10 protein-coding genes and 3 pseudogenes are annotated in these 14,301 nt (G+C 57.8%); 6 read left to right on the top strand and 7 right to left on the bottom strand.

The features are described from left to right. Positions 1–126: 126 nt before the first annotated feature. The 3 genes and pseudogenes from CINSTRO3249_RS05915 to fucP form a co-directional block, all read right to left on the bottom strand. Positions 127–294, bottom strand: a pseudogene (locus CINSTRO3249_RS05915) (virulence factor BrkB family protein); the annotation flags it as partial. Positions 295–349: 55 nt separating this feature from the next. Further along, positions 350–937 carry a glucose-1-phosphatase gene (gene yihX / locus CINSTRO3249_RS05910; RefSeq protein WP_074012571.1) on the bottom strand — a complete coding sequence of 196 codons (588 nt, stop codon included), beginning with the start codon at positions 935–937 and terminating at the stop codon, positions 350–352. A 528-nt stretch (positions 938–1,465) separates the two neighbouring features. After that, positions 1,466–2,798, bottom strand: a pseudogene (gene fucP, locus CINSTRO3249_RS05900) (L-fucose:H+ symporter permease). Between the two features lie 655 nt (positions 2,799–3,453). Here fucP and deoR point away from each other — a divergent pair. After that, positions 3,454–4,223: pseudogene (gene deoR / locus CINSTRO3249_RS05890) on the top strand (DNA-binding transcriptional repressor DeoR). A 133-nt stretch (positions 4,224–4,356) separates the two neighbouring features. Here the strand turns inward: deoR and typA are convergent. After that, on the bottom strand, positions 4,357–6,168 hold the full coding sequence (typA, locus tag CINSTRO3249_RS05885) for a ribosome-dependent GTPase TypA (protein ID WP_074012568.1): 1,812 nt from the start codon (positions 6,166–6,168) through the stop codon (positions 4,357–4,359). Positions 6,169–6,536: 368 nt separating this feature from the next. Between typA and glnA the strand changes: the two genes are divergently transcribed. The 4 genes from glnA to CINSTRO3249_RS17045 all read left to right on the top strand — a co-directional run bounded on the left by glnA (position 6,537) and on the right by CINSTRO3249_RS17045 (position 10,793). Next, a complete protein-coding gene (gene glnA, locus CINSTRO3249_RS05880) occupies positions 6,537–7,955 on the top strand; it encodes a glutamate--ammonia ligase (RefSeq protein WP_074012567.1) in 1,419 nt (472 codons plus the stop codon). Between the two features lie 139 nt (positions 7,956–8,094). Then, a complete protein-coding gene (gene glnL / locus CINSTRO3249_RS05875; RefSeq protein WP_025424155.1) occupies positions 8,095–9,144 on the top strand; it encodes a nitrogen regulation protein NR(II) in 1,050 nt (349 codons plus the stop codon). A gap of 8 nt (positions 9,145–9,152) precedes the next feature. Beyond that, positions 9,153–10,565: a nitrogen regulation protein NR(I) gene (gene glnG / locus CINSTRO3249_RS05870; RefSeq protein ID WP_025424156.1), complete on the top strand. Its 1,413-nt coding sequence runs from the start codon at positions 9,153–9,155 to the stop codon at positions 10,563–10,565. A gap of 105 nt (positions 10,566–10,670) precedes the next feature. Further along, positions 10,671–10,793, top strand: a complete 123-nt coding sequence (locus tag CINSTRO3249_RS17045; RefSeq protein ID WP_143146890.1) for a YshB family small membrane protein — start codon at positions 10,671–10,673, stop codon at positions 10,791–10,793. Positions 10,794–10,851: 58 nt separating this feature from the next. On the opposite strand, the gene hemN is transcribed toward CINSTRO3249_RS17045, so the two are convergent. Then, positions 10,852–12,228, bottom strand: a complete 1,377-nt coding sequence (hemN, locus tag CINSTRO3249_RS05865) for an oxygen-independent coproporphyrinogen III oxidase (RefSeq protein ID WP_074012566.1) — start codon at positions 12,226–12,228, stop codon at positions 10,852–10,854. 182 nt (positions 12,229–12,410) lie between these two features. Next, positions 12,411–12,953 (bottom strand): Der GTPase-activating protein YihI, encoded by a 543-nt coding sequence (gene yihI, locus CINSTRO3249_RS05855; RefSeq protein ID WP_074012564.1) that lies wholly within the window; start codon positions 12,951–12,953, stop codon positions 12,411–12,413. A gap of 193 nt (positions 12,954–13,146) precedes the next feature. On the opposite strand from yihI, the gene yihA reads away from it, so the two are divergent. After that, a complete protein-coding gene (gene yihA, locus CINSTRO3249_RS05850; RefSeq protein WP_074012573.1) occupies positions 13,147–13,767 on the top strand; it encodes a ribosome biogenesis GTP-binding protein YihA/YsxC in 621 nt (206 codons plus the stop codon). Positions 13,768–14,188: 421 nt separating this feature from the next. Here yihA and CINSTRO3249_RS05845 read toward each other — a convergent pair. Next, positions 14,189–14,301, bottom strand: a 113-nt coding sequence (locus CINSTRO3249_RS05845) for an IS1 family transposase (RefSeq protein WP_044698828.1), incomplete at its 5' end; no start/stop codon positions are given.

Below are 14,301 nucleotides of genomic sequence, written 5' to 3'. Positions count from 1 at the left end.
AATGCTGGCGTGAAAGGTGAAGCGGAGGGCTATAGCTTTCGTCGAAGGTCATGGCCTTATGGCGGCAATCTGGCTCACTCCGCTCCATGCGGTAGTAGCTAACCACCACATGTTTATTACATACAAGGCGGCAAACAACGCAAAAATGACCGTCACCAGCGGCACCAGCGACAGCAGCGACACATACGCCAGATGACCTGCCAGTACCGTAATATCATCACGATAAACCCGCTTGCCCAAGTGGCGGATAAAGTGCAGCGCCGGCAAGAGCTTATGCAGCCGAAGACCCGTCATCGACACCCTCTTTGCGGTGATCGCCTCAGCGCAGGACGTCCACGCTTTCCTGCCGTCAGGCAAAAAATGCCGGCACGACCTCCCGGTCCGTCACATGCACGCTGCGGATACCCACCTGGCGCGCCGAGGCGATATTATCGGCATTATCATCAAAGAAAACCGCACCGTCGGCCGTAGCCCCTTCCTGCTCCAGCACATAGCGATAAATGGCCGGATCTGGCTTACGCATGCCCAGATCTTGTGACAGATAAAGTTTATCCACACATTCTTGCACTTCAGGATACTGGCTCGGCCAATAATCGCAATGCAAGCGGTTGGTATTGGAGAGGATCACCACCCGATGGCCTTGTTCGCGCAGCCGGGTCAAAATCGCCACCATCTCGGGCCGCAGCCCGACGAACACCGCCTGCCAGCCGGCGGTGAATTGCTCAAAGCTGAGTGCAATACCCAATTCGCCGCAAATTTTAGCGGCGAAGGTTTCATCGGTGATATCGCCGCGCTCATGCTGTTCAAAAGCCTCACCCATGACGAACTCTTTTTGCAGGGTGGCCAGCGGGACACGGCTGAAGTTGCTCCAGACCCCCAGTACGCGGTTAAAGTCGATATCAATGACAACATTCCCCAGATCAAAGATATATAGCATGGTCCCTCCAGAATCCTTCATGAGATCTTCACTGTAGCGGGAAACGGCCTGACTGAACAGCGCGATTGCGGCTACCCGGAGGGGAAAAAGAGGTCCCTCCGGGGCCACCCGCCAGCCGGCGGGGCGCCCAAAGAGGCTATTCTCCCCGCCGCCACGCAACGGATCCACCGGTTGCCGCCAGGCGGCCGCCGCACATAGCCGGTTGACCCACGACCGGGCCGGGTGACTTAAGCGCTGCCGAATGCCGCCGGCGCCAGCTCTTGCCCAGGCTGGGCCGAGGCAGGCGGCCGCCGCACACAGCCAAATGACCCACGACCGGGCCGGGTGACTTAAGCGCTGCCGAATGCCGCCGGCGCAAGCCCTTGCCCGGGCTGAGCCGAGGCGGGCGGCCGCCGCACATAGCCGAATGACCCATTGCCGGGGCGGGTGACTTAAGCGCGGCCGAATGCCGCCGGCGCAAGTTCTTACCCGGGCTGAGCCGAGGCGGCCGGCCAGCGCATGGCGCCGGCGTCAATCCGGGGTCGTCGGCTAGAATTTGCTCTGCGCGGCGGCGGACAGCGTCGTGCGCCGCCGCCCCTGATGACGCAGTTCCCCCCAGAAATAATAGCCGACAAACGCAAAGCACAGCAGCGACACGCCGAAAGACCGCTGCATGGAACCCAGGGAATCGGAGACATAACCCTGCAGCGCCGGGACAATTGCCGCGCCCACGATGGACATCACAATCACCGCTCCCGCCACTTCAGTATACTGATTATCCACCGTTTTAAGCGTACCGGTGTAAATTGTGGCCCAACAGGGACCGAACAGCGCGCTGACGCCGACGGCCGCATAAACAGCGCTGAAATCCGGCACCAGCATCACATACGCCAGCATCGCGACGCCGATGACCGAATAGGCAATCAGCACTTTCTGCACGTTGCAGCGGGTCATCAGGCAATTGGCGATGAATTTGCCGATAAAAAAAGCCAATAAAACTGTAAATCATAAAATTGGAGGCATGGCGCTCATTCGCGGCGCCTAACGTCAGCGCCAAACGAATGGTGAACGACCATACCGCCACCTGCAACCCCACATAGAGAAACTGCGCCATCACGCCACGACGAAACCGGCGGTTGCCCGCCAGATAGCGCAGTGTCTCGCCCATACCCGGCGACGTGCTGCGCTGTACGGCCTGGGGTTTACAGTGAGGGAATCGAGTCAGCACAAACAAGAAAAGCACGCCCATCAGCACCATAATCAAATATTTATAGGGCTCAAGCGTATTTTCCAGCATCGACAGCCGAAACGCGTGTATCTGCTCGGCCGTCATTAATGCCATGCGGCTTTCCAGACTACCGCCCTCGTCGAATACCAGGTATTTCCCCAGCACGATGCCCATGAGCGCCCCGATCGGGTAGAAAGTCTGACTGATATTCAGACGCAGGGTAGCGTAATCGCGATGGCCTATCATCGCGCTGTAGGTATTGGCGGCGGTTTCCAGAAAGCTGAGCCCGATGGCGATGGCGAATATCGCCGCCAAAAACATGGTATAGGTCGCCATCCGCGCTGCGGGATAAAAAAGCGCGCAACCGATGATGTACAGCGTCAGACCGAGAATAATGGCCAGCTTATAGCTGCTGCTACGGATCACCAGCGACGCCGGGATGGCAATCAAGAAGTAACCGCCGTAAAAGGCGCTCTGCACCAGCACGCTGGCGAAATCGCTCAGCGCGAAGACGCTTTTGAATTGGGTAATCAGAATGTCATTAAGACTGGCGGCGCAGCCCCAGAGCGGAAACAGGCACGACAGCAGGATAAACTGGAACGCCGGCGTTTTATTCAGATACCCGTCGGCTAATTGTACGCTTGGCTGAGGCATGGGCTAACCCTCAACAGGCGTGGCGGCAGCGTCGCCCGTCACGGCGATATGTCTTGCCGCTGGGAGGGTGACAGCAAAGGCAGGAAGACTTATGACCCGCATTGTTACCGGAGTGCTTAGATGATGCACGACAATGTCGCCGGCCGGGGTACCGTCGGCGAGATACCGGCGTTGAGGGTACTGGGGCATCCCGCCGTTGCCGTGGCGCGGAGTAAAACGTAAGACACCGATGGCCGTAATATCCATATCCCTATCCTCTTCATGAGTTATCTTTCCTAGTGTCATTTAGCCAACATTAACAAATGATAAATGTAATTAGATTTACACCTAACGCTTATTAAGGAGGGATATGGCGGTAAATCACTTATTAACGGGTAATAATGTTATGTTGGAAACATTGAGGCTCCCCTGTATCGGCAGGCACAAGCCTGCCGGGTCATCCCCGTCCGTCACAGCCCGGCGCGGGAGGCAAATGACCTGCGAATCAGGGGGATAGTGGACGAGGTCGGTTTGCGTGGTGGTGCCATTGCGGGTAATATCCCCGCAACGGTCTGCCCGGCGCGGACTGAACTCAGGGCGTGCGAGGAGTTAACGCGACTCTGCTCGCACTGACGGGCTCCGATCTCCTTCTTTCAGGCAACAGCGGGATAGTCCCATGGAAATGCGGCGCGAAGAACGGATTAACAGACTGAGGCAGGCGCTTAAGCGAACGGACAAACTGCATTTGAAAGACGCCGCCGCGCTGCTTGGCGTTTCCGAGATGACCGTCCGCCGGGATTTAAGCGCCGAAACGGCGTCGGTAGTGCTGCTGGGCGGCTATGTCGTCACTGCGCCGCGCAATAACGCGGTGACGCGCTATTTCGTTTCGGATCAGCAGCTGCGTCACGTTGACGAAAAAGCGCCGGCCGGCCGGCGGCGGCGCTGATTGAACCGGACGAAACGCTGTTTTTCGATTGCGGCACCACCATCCCGTTTATCATTGATGCCATCGATGACGATTTGGCGTTTACCGCCGTTTGCTATTCGCTGAACACCTTTCTGGCGCTGCGGGAGAAGCCGCGCTGCAATGCCATATTGTGCGGCGGACGGTACCATCCCGGCAATGCCACCTTTACCCCGCTGACGCCCGACTCACTGCTTGATGATATCTGCCCGACCAAATCGTTTTTTTCCGCAGCAGGCCTCTGCCTGCACAGCGGCGCCACGTGCTTCCATTTTGATGAATTGGCGTTGAAACAGCGCGCGCTCGCCATGGCGCAGCACGCCATTCTGGTGATTGATCACGGTAAGTTTGACTGCGTCCGCCCCGCCCGAATCGGCCCGCTGACCGCCTTTGCCACCTTGATAACCGACAGACGGCCGGCAGAAAAATTTGTCGATTACTGCCGACAGCAGGCGATCACGTTGCGCTACGACGGGATTTAATGGGGAAACGCTTCCAGGCAAAGGCGAGTCCCCCCTCCCGTAGTACGGCACGTCGGGCGGGCGGCAAAAAAAATGCCGATTGACCTGAGTCAACCGGCATCGCGGTTCGGTGCCGCCCGGCGGGCGTCAACCGTTACGAACGATTGGCACGCTTACGTTCGTTTTCAGTCAGATGACGCTTACGCAAACGGATAGATTGCGGCGTCACTTCCACCAATTCATCATCATCGATGAATTCCAGCGCCTGCTCCAAAGACATCTTGATCGCCGGCACCAGCGTCGTCGCCTCGTCGGTACCGGAAGCGCGCATGTTGGTCAGCTTCTTGCCGGTCAGGCAGTTCACCGTCAGATCGTTGGAGCGGGTGTGAATACCGATAATCTGACCTTCGTAAACTTCCGCACCGTGACCCAGGAACAGGCGTCCACGGTCCTGCAGGCTGTACAGGGCGTAAGCCACCGCTTTGCCCTGGCCGTTGGAGATCAACACGCCGTTCTGGCGCTGGCCGATTTCGCCGGGACGCACATCGTCGTAGTGACTGAAAGTGGAGTACAACAGACCGGTACCCGAGGTCATGGTCAGAAAGTCGGTACGAAAACCAATCAATCCCCGGCTTGGGATCACGTAATCGAGACGGATGCGGCCTTTGCCGTCCGGCAGCATGTCGCGCATCTCGCCTTTACGGATGCCCATGGCTTCCATAACCGGCCCTTGATGCTGCTCCTCGATATCCAGCGTAACCGATTCAAAAGGTTCCTGTTTGGCGCCATCGACGGTACGGAAAATCACTTTCGGGCGGGAAACGGCGATCTCGAACCCTTCACGGCGCATGTTCTCGATTAGCACCGACAGGTGCAGCTCGCCACGGCCGGAAACGCGGAAGGTATCAGGATCTTCGGTTTCTTCCACCCGCAACGCCACATTGTGTACCAACTCTTTGTTAAGACGTTCCAGGATCTGGCGCGAGGTGACGTATTTCCCTTCTTTCCCGCAGAACGGCGAGGTATTGACGCCGAACGACATGGAGACGGTCGGTTCGTCGACCGTCAACGGCGGCAACGCTTCTACCTGAGCCTGATCGCAAATGGTGTCGGAAATGTTCAGCTCGCCCAACCCGGTAATCGCGATGATATCGCCGGCTTCGGCCAGTTTGGATTCGATACGCTGCAGGCCCATATGGCCCAGGACCTGGCCCACTTTGCCGTTGCGGCGTTTCCCTTCGCTGTCCACCACGGTCACGTTCTGGTTCGGTTTTACCGAGCCGCGCTTGATGCGCCCGACGCCGATAACGCCGACATAGCTGTTATAGTCCAGCTGGGAAATCTGCATCTGGAACGGGCCATCGACGTCGACGTTCGGCGCCTCGACATTTTTCACGATGGATTCAAACAGCGGCGTCATATCGTCGGCCATGTCTTCATGTTCCAGACCGGCAATGCCCATCAGCGCTGATGCGTAAACAATCGGAAAATCAAGCTGCTCGTCGGTAGCGCCCAGATTGACGAACAGATCGAAGACCTGATCCACCACCCAGTCGGGACGCGCGCCGGGGCGGTCAACTTTATTGATGACCACAATAGGTTTCAGACCATAAGCAAACGCTTTCTGCGTCACGAAACGGGTCTGGGGCATCGGACCATCCATGGCATCGACCAGCAGCAATACCGAGTCAACCATCGACATCACGCGCTCAACTTCGCCGCCGAAATCGGCGTGCCCGGGGGTGTCAACGATGTTGATGCGGTAGTCGTGCCAGTTGATGGCGGTATTTTTAGCGAGGATGGTAATCCCACGCTCTTTCTCCAAATCGTTGGAGTCCATCACGCGTTCGGTTGCATCATTACGGTCACCCAACGTGCCGGATTGTTGCAACAATTTGTCAACCAAGGTAGTTTTACCATGGTCTACGTGCGCGATGATGGCGATGTTACGCAGATTTTCGATCACAACTTTGCCTCAGGCATTAGAAATAGCGCGTTATTGTACACGGATTAGGCGAGGGACTAAACAAGATCCGTCGTTCTTGGCGATTGCGTCTTTTTGCACGCCGCCGCATCCCTCTCCCGGTGCAAAATTCCCCTCCGCCGCCCCCTATGCACCAAAATAGTGCCCACCTTGCCGCTAAATGCACTACTATGGTTCAATCCGGCCAATCTGGTGCAGCGCGACCCGCCGCAGAAGTCCGCAGCGATGCGTATCGCGCCGATTTGACAATGTTGGCACAGTTTTAGCTATAGACCTTATAAGGCAGAAAATCCAATCCATAGGCGTTCGTTCCACGACGACAACAAGCAACATCCGGGAGAATATGAGTTATGTCCGTTGAACAAGTCATGTCGATGCTTAAAGAACATGAAGTAAAATTCATCGACTTACGTTTCACCGATACCAAAGGTAAAGAGCAGCACGTTACGATCCCTGCGCCGGTCAGCAAAGAAGACATCAATGACTTCTTTGAAGAAGGCAAAATGTTCGACGGCTCCTCTATCGGCGGCTGGAAAGGCATTAACGAGTCCGACATGGTGCTGATGCCCGACGCATCCTCTGCCGTGATGGATCCGTTTTATGAAGAATCGACGCTTATCATCCGCTGCGACATTCTTGAGCCGGCTACCATGCAGGGTTACGATCGCGATCCGCGCTCTATCGCCAAACGTGCGGAAGACTTCCTGAAGTCCTCCGGCATCGCCGATCAGGTGCTGTTTGGACCGGAACCCGAATTCTTCTTGTTCGACGACATTCGTTTCGGCACCTCTATTTCCGGTTCGCATGTGGCTATCGACGATATCGAAGCGGCCTGGAACACCGGTAAAGCTTACGAAGGCGGCAACAAAGGCCACCGTCCGGGCGTGAAGGGCGGCTATTTCCCGGTTCCGCCGGTGGATTCCTCACAGGATCTGCGTTCTACCATGTGCTTGACCATGGCGGAAATGGGCCTGGTGGTGGAAGCGCATCATCACGAAGTGGCGACCGCCGGCCAGAATGAAGTGGCTACCCGCTTCAACACCCTGACCAAAAAAGCCGACGAAATTCAGATCTACAAATACGTCGTCCATAACGTTGCCCACGCGTTCGGCAAAACCGCGACCTTTATGCCGAAACCGATTTTTGGCGATAACGGCTCCGGCATGCACTGCCATATGTCCTTGACCAAAGACGGCAACAACCTGTTCTCCGGCGACAAGTACGGCGGCCTGTCCGAAGCGGCGCTGTTCTATATCGGCGGCGTTATCAAGCATGCCAAAGCCATCAATGCCTTGACCAACCCGACCACCAACTCTTACAAGCGTCTGGTCCCGGGTTATGAAGCGCCGGTCATGCTGGCTTACTCCGCCCGTAACCGCTCCGCTTCCATCCGTATTCCGGTGGTCGCCAGCCCGAAAGCACGCCGTATCGAAGTGCGCTTCCCGGATCCGGCCGCCAACCCGTACCTGGCGTTCTCCGCGCTGTTGATGGCCGGCCTGGATGGCATTATCAACAAAATCCATCCTGGCGACGCCATGGATAAGAACCTCTACGATCTGCCGGCGGAAGAAGCCAGCGAAATCCCAACCGTGGCCGGCTCCCTTGAGGAAGCATTGAACGCCCTGGATGCGGATCGCGAGTTCCTGACCCGCGGCGGCGTGTTTACCGACGACACCATCGATGCCTATATCACGCTGCGCACGGAAGAAAATGACCGCGTACGCATGACGCCGCACCCGGTGGAGTTCGAGCTGTATTACAGCGTTTAATCACCCGAGTTTTTTGTTGCCGTGGAAACTTTCAGCCCATCTTCGGATGGGCTTTTTTCTCCACCAAACCTGGCGCGATGCCATGCGCCATCACCGACAATCAAGCGCTTTGCACTAACAGAGTGCGGGAGACTGCTAAATGGCAACCGGCACACTGCCCGAAGCTGGGCAGATCCTTAATTCATTAATCACCAGTATTTTGCTGCTGGATAATGATCTGGCGGTGCATTACGCCAACCCGGCCGCGCAGCAACTGCTGGCACAAAGCTCACGTAAGCTGTTCGGCACCCCGCTGCCGGAATTGCTGGGCTATTTTTCCCTCAATGTCGAGCTGATGCGCGAAAGTCTGGACGCAGGACAGGGATTCACCGATAACGAAGTGACGCTGGTGGTGGACGGCAGGGCGCATATCCTGTCGCTGACCGCGCAGCGGCTGCCGGAAGAGACTATTCTGATGGAGCTGGCGCCGATGGATAATCAGCGTCGCCTCAGCCAGGAACAACTGCAGCATGCGCAGCAGGTGGCGGCGCGGGATCTGGTGCGCGGCCTTGCCCATGAGATCAAAAATCCCCTTGGCGGCCTGCGCGGCGCGGCGCAGCTGCTGGCTAAAGCGCTGCCGGACCCGGCGCTGACGGAATACACCAAGGTGATCATCGAACAGGCCGATCGGTTGCGCAATCTGGTCGACCGCTTATTGGGCCCACAGCAGCCCGGTATGCATGTGACACAAAGTATTCATCAGGTCTGCGAGAGGGTGTTTAAGCTGGTGTCGCTTGAGATGCCGGACAATGTCACGCTGGTGCGGGATTATGATCCCAGCCTGCCGGAGTTGACCCATGATCCCGATCAGATGGAACAAGTCTTGCTGAATATCACCCGCAATTCGCTGCAGGCGCTGGGCGAGGAGGGCGGCACCATCACCCTCAGAACGCGTACCGCCTTCCAGCTGACGCTGCACGGGGTGCGTTACCGGCTGGTGGCGCGCATCGATATCGAGGACGACGGCCCGGGAATTCCGGCGCAATTGCAAGATACGCTGTTTTATCCCATGGTCAGCGGCCGCGAAGGGGGAACCGGCCTGGGACTTTCCATCGCCCGCAGTCTGATCGATCAGAATTCAGGAAAGATTGAATTTAACAGTTGGCCGGGACATACCGAGTTTTCGGTCTACCTGCCTATTCGCCAGTGAGGTTCTGTATGCAACGAGGGATAGTCTGGATCGTCGACGACGATAGCTCCATCCGCTGGGTGCTTGAACGCGCACTCACTGGAGCCGGGTTGACCTGCACCACCTTTGAAGGTGGCAGCCAGGTGCTGGACGCGCTCGCCACCCAAACGCCGGACGTATTATTATCCGATATTCGCATGCCCGGCATGGATGGGCTGGCATTGCTCAAGCAAATTAAACAGCGTCATCCGATGCTGCCGGTCATCATCATGACCGCCCATTCAGATTTGGATGCTGCAGTCAGCGCTTACCAGCAAGGGGCGTTCGACTATTTACCGAAACCCTTCGATATCGACGAGGCGGTTGCTTTGGTGGAGCGCGCGGTCAGCCACTACCTGGAGCAGCAGCAGCCCCCGCGCAGTCAGCCCGCCAGCGGCCCTACCGCCGATATCATTGGCGAAGCGCCGGCGATGCAGGACGTATTCCGTATCATCGGCCGGCTGTCGCGCTCGTCTATCAGCGTGCTCATCAACGGCGAATCCGGCACCGGTAAAGAACTGGTGGCGCACGCCCTGCACCGCCATAGCCCGCGCGCCAAGGCGCCGTTTATCGCGCTGAATATGGCGGCGATTCCGAAGGATTTGATTGAGTCGGAATTGTTTGGCCATGAAAAAGGGGCGTTTACCGGCGCCAATCAAATCCGTCAGGGCCGTTTCGAGCAGGCCGACGGCGGCACGCTGTTTTTGGACGAGATCGGCGATATGCCGTTGGATGTGCAAACCCGTCTGTTACGCGTGCTGGCGGACGGCCAGTTTTACCGCGTCGGCGGTTATGCCCCGGTGAAGGTGGATGTGCGCATTATCGCCGCCACCCACCAAAACCTGGAACTGCGCGTGCAGGAAGGTCGTTTTCGCGAGGATTTATTCCATCGTCTGAACGTTATCCGCGTGCATCTGCCGCCGTTGCGCGAGCGCCGGGAAGATATTCCACGGCTGGCGCGGTATTTCCTGCAGGTGGCGGCCAGGGAGCTAGGGGTGGAGCCGAAAAATCTGCACCCGGAGACCGAAACTGCACTGACTCGCCTGCCCTGGCCGGGAAACGTGCGCCAGTTGGAAAATACCTGCCGCTGGCTGACGGTGATGGCCGCCGGACAAGAAGTATTGATACAGGATCTGCCGCCGGAGCTGTTTGAAACCACCGCGCCGGACAACGTGGTGCAATCGCTGCCGGACAGCTGGGCCACCTTGCTGGCGCAGTGGGCCGATCGCGCGTTGCGTTCCGGTCATCAAAATTTGCTGTCGGAAGCACAGCCGGAGATGGAGCGCACCCTGCTGACCACCGCGTTGCGTCATACCCAGGGCCATAAGCAGGAGGCCGCCCGTTTACTCGGTTGGGGCCGTAACACGCTTACGCGCAAATTGAAAGAGCTGGGAATGGAGTGACCACTACTGCCCCGCACAGCGTGTGCCGGCAATGAAAATGGCGTATAAACAGTTTACATTGCCGGCCGGCTCAGTATTATTTCTGTGCACAAAGGGAGACAAGCCATGTTGCAGACACTGATGACGTGGGTGACGCATGGGTTGGACGCGGTCACCGTTGCGGGGCACGCCCCACAGACGGCGCTGGCGGCGGTCATGTGCGCCGCGCTCATTAATTCACTGAAGTGAGCGGCCGTCCTGCCACCCTCATCACGCCCCTTTCTGTCGGACGGCGGAAAGGGGCGATTTATATCACCCGGGAAAACTGCCGTTGGCGCTGGCTGGCGCGCAGATAGGCATCGAAACACATACAGATATTGCGCACCAACAGGCGGCCCCGGGGGGTTATTGCCAGCGCGCCGGCGCTCATCGTCACCAGTCCATCCGCCTCCAGCGGCGCCATCTGCGCCAAATTCTCGGCAAAGTAATCGGTAAAGCGAATGCCGTAGGCCGCTTCGATGACAGGATAATCGAGGCGAAACTGGCAAATCAGCGCTTTGATGACATCCCGACGCAGGCAATCGTCGCGGCTCAGCGCCACGCCGCGCCACAAACCGTTACCTTGCCGGTTTACGGCGTCGCGGTAGCTGCGCATGACTTTCTGATTTTGCGCATAATGATCGCCTATCATACTGATCGCCGACAGGCCAAGCCCCAACAGGTCGCTGCCGCCCTGAGTGGTATAGCCCTGGAAATTCCGGTGCAACCGCCCCTCCCGCTGGGCCAGCGCCAGTTCATCATCCGGCCGGGCGAAATGGTCCATGCCGATGAATTGATACCCCGCGTCGGTCAGGGTTGCGATACTGTACTGTAACAGAGCCAGTTTTTGCGCGGCATCGGGCAGATCCGCGTCCTTCAACTTGCGCTGCGCGGCAAATAAGGTTGGCATATGGGCGTAATTAAACACGCTCAAGCGCTGCGGTCCCAGCGCAATAACCCGCTGTAAGGTGTAAGCGAAGCGATCCAACGTCTGACGCGGCAGGCCGTAAATCAAATCAATGTTGGTCGAGCGGAACCCCAGACGGGTGGCGCGCTCAATCAGGCCAAAAATCAGCGCCTCATCCTGCTCGCGGTTGATGAGATGCTGCACCTCATCATTGAAATCCTGCACGCCGACGCTGATACGATTAAACCCTTGGCGCTGCAAATCATCAATCAGCTCCAGCGGAATATCCCGCGGATCGATTTCGATCGACAGCTCGGCGTCAGCGTCAAACGCGAAGTTTTCCCGCAGCAGCGCCATCAGCCGCGCTATCTGCGCCACCGATAAAAAGGTCGGCGTACCGCCGCCCCAGTGCATTTGTGTGACCCGCCTGCGGGCGAACAGCGGCGATCGCGCGCGGATTTCTTGCGCCAGCGTGTCGAGATACTCATCGACTTTTTCGCTATGACGCGTGACTATCTTATTGCAGCCGCAAAAATAGCACAGCTTGTGACAGAACGGGATGTGAACGTACAGCGACAGCGGCCGTTCGGGGTAACGGCTCGCCGCGGCGGCAAATGCGGCATCATTGTAGTTTTCGCTGAACTCCAGCGCGGTGGGATAGGACGTATAGCGCGGCCCGGCGTGATTATATTTCTGAATGAGGGCCGAATCCCATTCGATTGCTGGCAGTGATTTCACGGCTTACTCCTTACCCGAGGGCGTCGACGGCGCCGTCTGACGGGAGGAGCGGGTCGGCGTACCGCAGCGCGCGCCGCCCGCAGCCGCGCCTTGCGTCGCGAGAGGCGCCATAGTTTACCCGATAACCACACAAGATAACAGGTTAACAATAGCGCGAGCAGTAGCGTCAATGCCTGCAAGGGTTAGAAACTGTCTTTATCGTAGCCGCGTTTGAGGAGTTGCAGCATATCTTCCTGCTGCGTCGGCTCTTCCTCATCGTCAACAAGCTCAATGCCCAGTTCGGTCATCAGCTCATCGATACGATCAAGCGCCTGGTCCACATAGCGTTTCTCGGCGGTGGAAAGGGTTTCATCCTGCTCAAGGCGCTGTAGCAACGCATCCAGACGCTCGTCATTCTCCAGACGTGCCAGCTCCTGTTCGGCCGTTTCCTGCGGCTGTTGCAGCGGCGGCGCGCCAGAGGGCGCTTTGCGTGGCGCCACCGCCCCCTCCACCGTCAGCGCCACCGGCTTCTTGCTGCCGATACGGCTATCCTGCGGCGCACGGGTAGTCTGGCGCACGGTCTCGCCGCCGCCGCCCTGACTGCGCGAGCCGGCAGCCAGACCGCGGCGTTTTTTCTGCCGCTTACGTTCGCGCCCTTCGATATTCAACTCTTCGCGGCTTTTACGCTGCTTCTTCTTTCGCGCGTCGCCGGGCTTGCCGCGGCTGCCCCGTGCTGATGGATTCATGATGTTTGCTCTTGGGTAAGGGTAATAACGTCTACCGTTGCGGCGGAATCTATCAGAAAGCCGCGCAAGAAAAAAGGTGACTGCGCCCGCGGACGAAGATAAAAAACGCATCCCGGGCCATAACCGGTATAATTGCCACGAATATGCCATCGCCAAAGAGAGGATACCGTTGGCCAAATCCTATGACTATCAGATGACCCATTTCGTCACCAGCGCGCCGGATATCGGCCATTTGCCGGTCGACAGCGGTATTGAAATCGCTTTCGCCGGGCGCTCAAACGCCGGGAAATCCAGCGCGCTTAATACCCTGACCAACCAAAAAAGCTTGGCCAGGACCAGTAAAACCCCCGGACGCACCCAGCTTATCAATCTGTTTGAGGTGGAACCCGGCATCCGGCTGGTCGATCTGCCCGGCTACGGCTATGCCCAAGTGCCGGAAGAGCTGAAACTCAAGTGGCAACGCGCCTTGGGCGAATATCTGCAAATGCGCGACAGCCTCAAGGGGCTGGTGGTGTTAATGGATATCCGCCACCCGATGAAAGATCTTGACCAGCAAATGGTGCAATGGGCGGTCGATGTCAATATCCCGGTGCTGGTCCTGCTCACCAAAGCCGATAAGCTGGCTTCCGGCGCACGTAAGGCGCAGCTAAATCAAGTGCGCGAAGCGGCGCTGGCCTTTATGGGCGATGTTCAGGTTGAAACCTTTTCATCGCTAAAAAAACAGGGGGTGGATAAGCTGCGGCAAAAATTGGACGACTGGTATGACGCCATCCCGCCGGCGTTAGCGCCACAAGCCTCCCCGGAAGCAGAGTAAGGCACACGTTCCGCCGAGCGTCACGGCCGGGCGGTGATGCGAGCGCCGTTAAGCACCCTACCGCGGCGTTACGGCCTGATGACCATGGCCTTAAGCCCCGCCGGTTTCAACGCGGCGAGAGCCCTGTTAGCCTCCCTGCCCGCGACATCTCTGCCTACCTGGGCGATGGGGCGTATTGGCACGCCGCGCTAGCTTCATCAGAGACGGCGCTGCTCACGTCCTCGGCTCGTGGGAAGCAGCCAGCGTTTTGGGGGTACCGCCCGCCGCGATGACGATGACGATGACGACAACCCTGGCCGGATTTATCAGCGCCCAATAAAAAACGCCCCAGTCATTAAATGACTGGGGCGGCTAATACTTAGCCAAATCCGATTACGTGAAGTAAAAGGTCTGAAAGATAGAACATCGGTAATGACTCCAATTAGTAGAACATGTGTTTTTCGATGAAGGCTCCGATGACTTTTTCGTGGATCTCGACAGAGCGCGAGAAGCAAATCGTTTTACGCGCCAGTCGTTTAATGCGGGTACGGAGCG

This window comes from Candidatus Sodalis sp. SoCistrobi (assembly GCF_900143145.1).
Taxonomy (GTDB): domain Bacteria; phylum Pseudomonadota; class Gammaproteobacteria; order Enterobacterales; family Enterobacteriaceae; genus SoCistrobi.
This window is presented reverse-complemented; position numbering and strand designations above follow the sequence as displayed.

Bases quoted from the DNA above. Each gene is read 5' to 3' on its own strand.
- yihX (WP_074012571.1), bottom strand. From the start codon at position 937: ATGCTATATATCTTTGATCTGGGGAATGTTGTCATTGATATCGACTTT.
- glnA (WP_074012567.1), top strand. From the start codon at position 6,537: ATGTCCGTTGAACAAGTCATGTCGATGCTTAAAGAACATGAAGTAAAA.
- glnL (WP_025424155.1), top strand. From the start codon at position 8,095: ATGGCAACCGGCACACTGCCCGAAGCTGGGCAGATCCTTAATTCATTA.
- glnG (WP_025424156.1), top strand. From the start codon at position 9,153: ATGCAACGAGGGATAGTCTGGATCGTCGACGACGATAGCTCCATCCGC.
- CINSTRO3249_RS17045 (WP_143146890.1), top strand. From the start codon at position 10,671: ATGTTGCAGACACTGATGACGTGGGTGACGCATGGGTTGGACGCGGTC.
- yihI (WP_074012564.1), bottom strand. From the start codon at position 12,953: ATGAATCCATCAGCACGGGGCAGCCGCGGCAAGCCCGGCGACGCGCGA.
- yihA (WP_074012573.1), top strand. From the start codon at position 13,147: ATGACCCATTTCGTCACCAGCGCGCCGGATATCGGCCATTTGCCGGTC.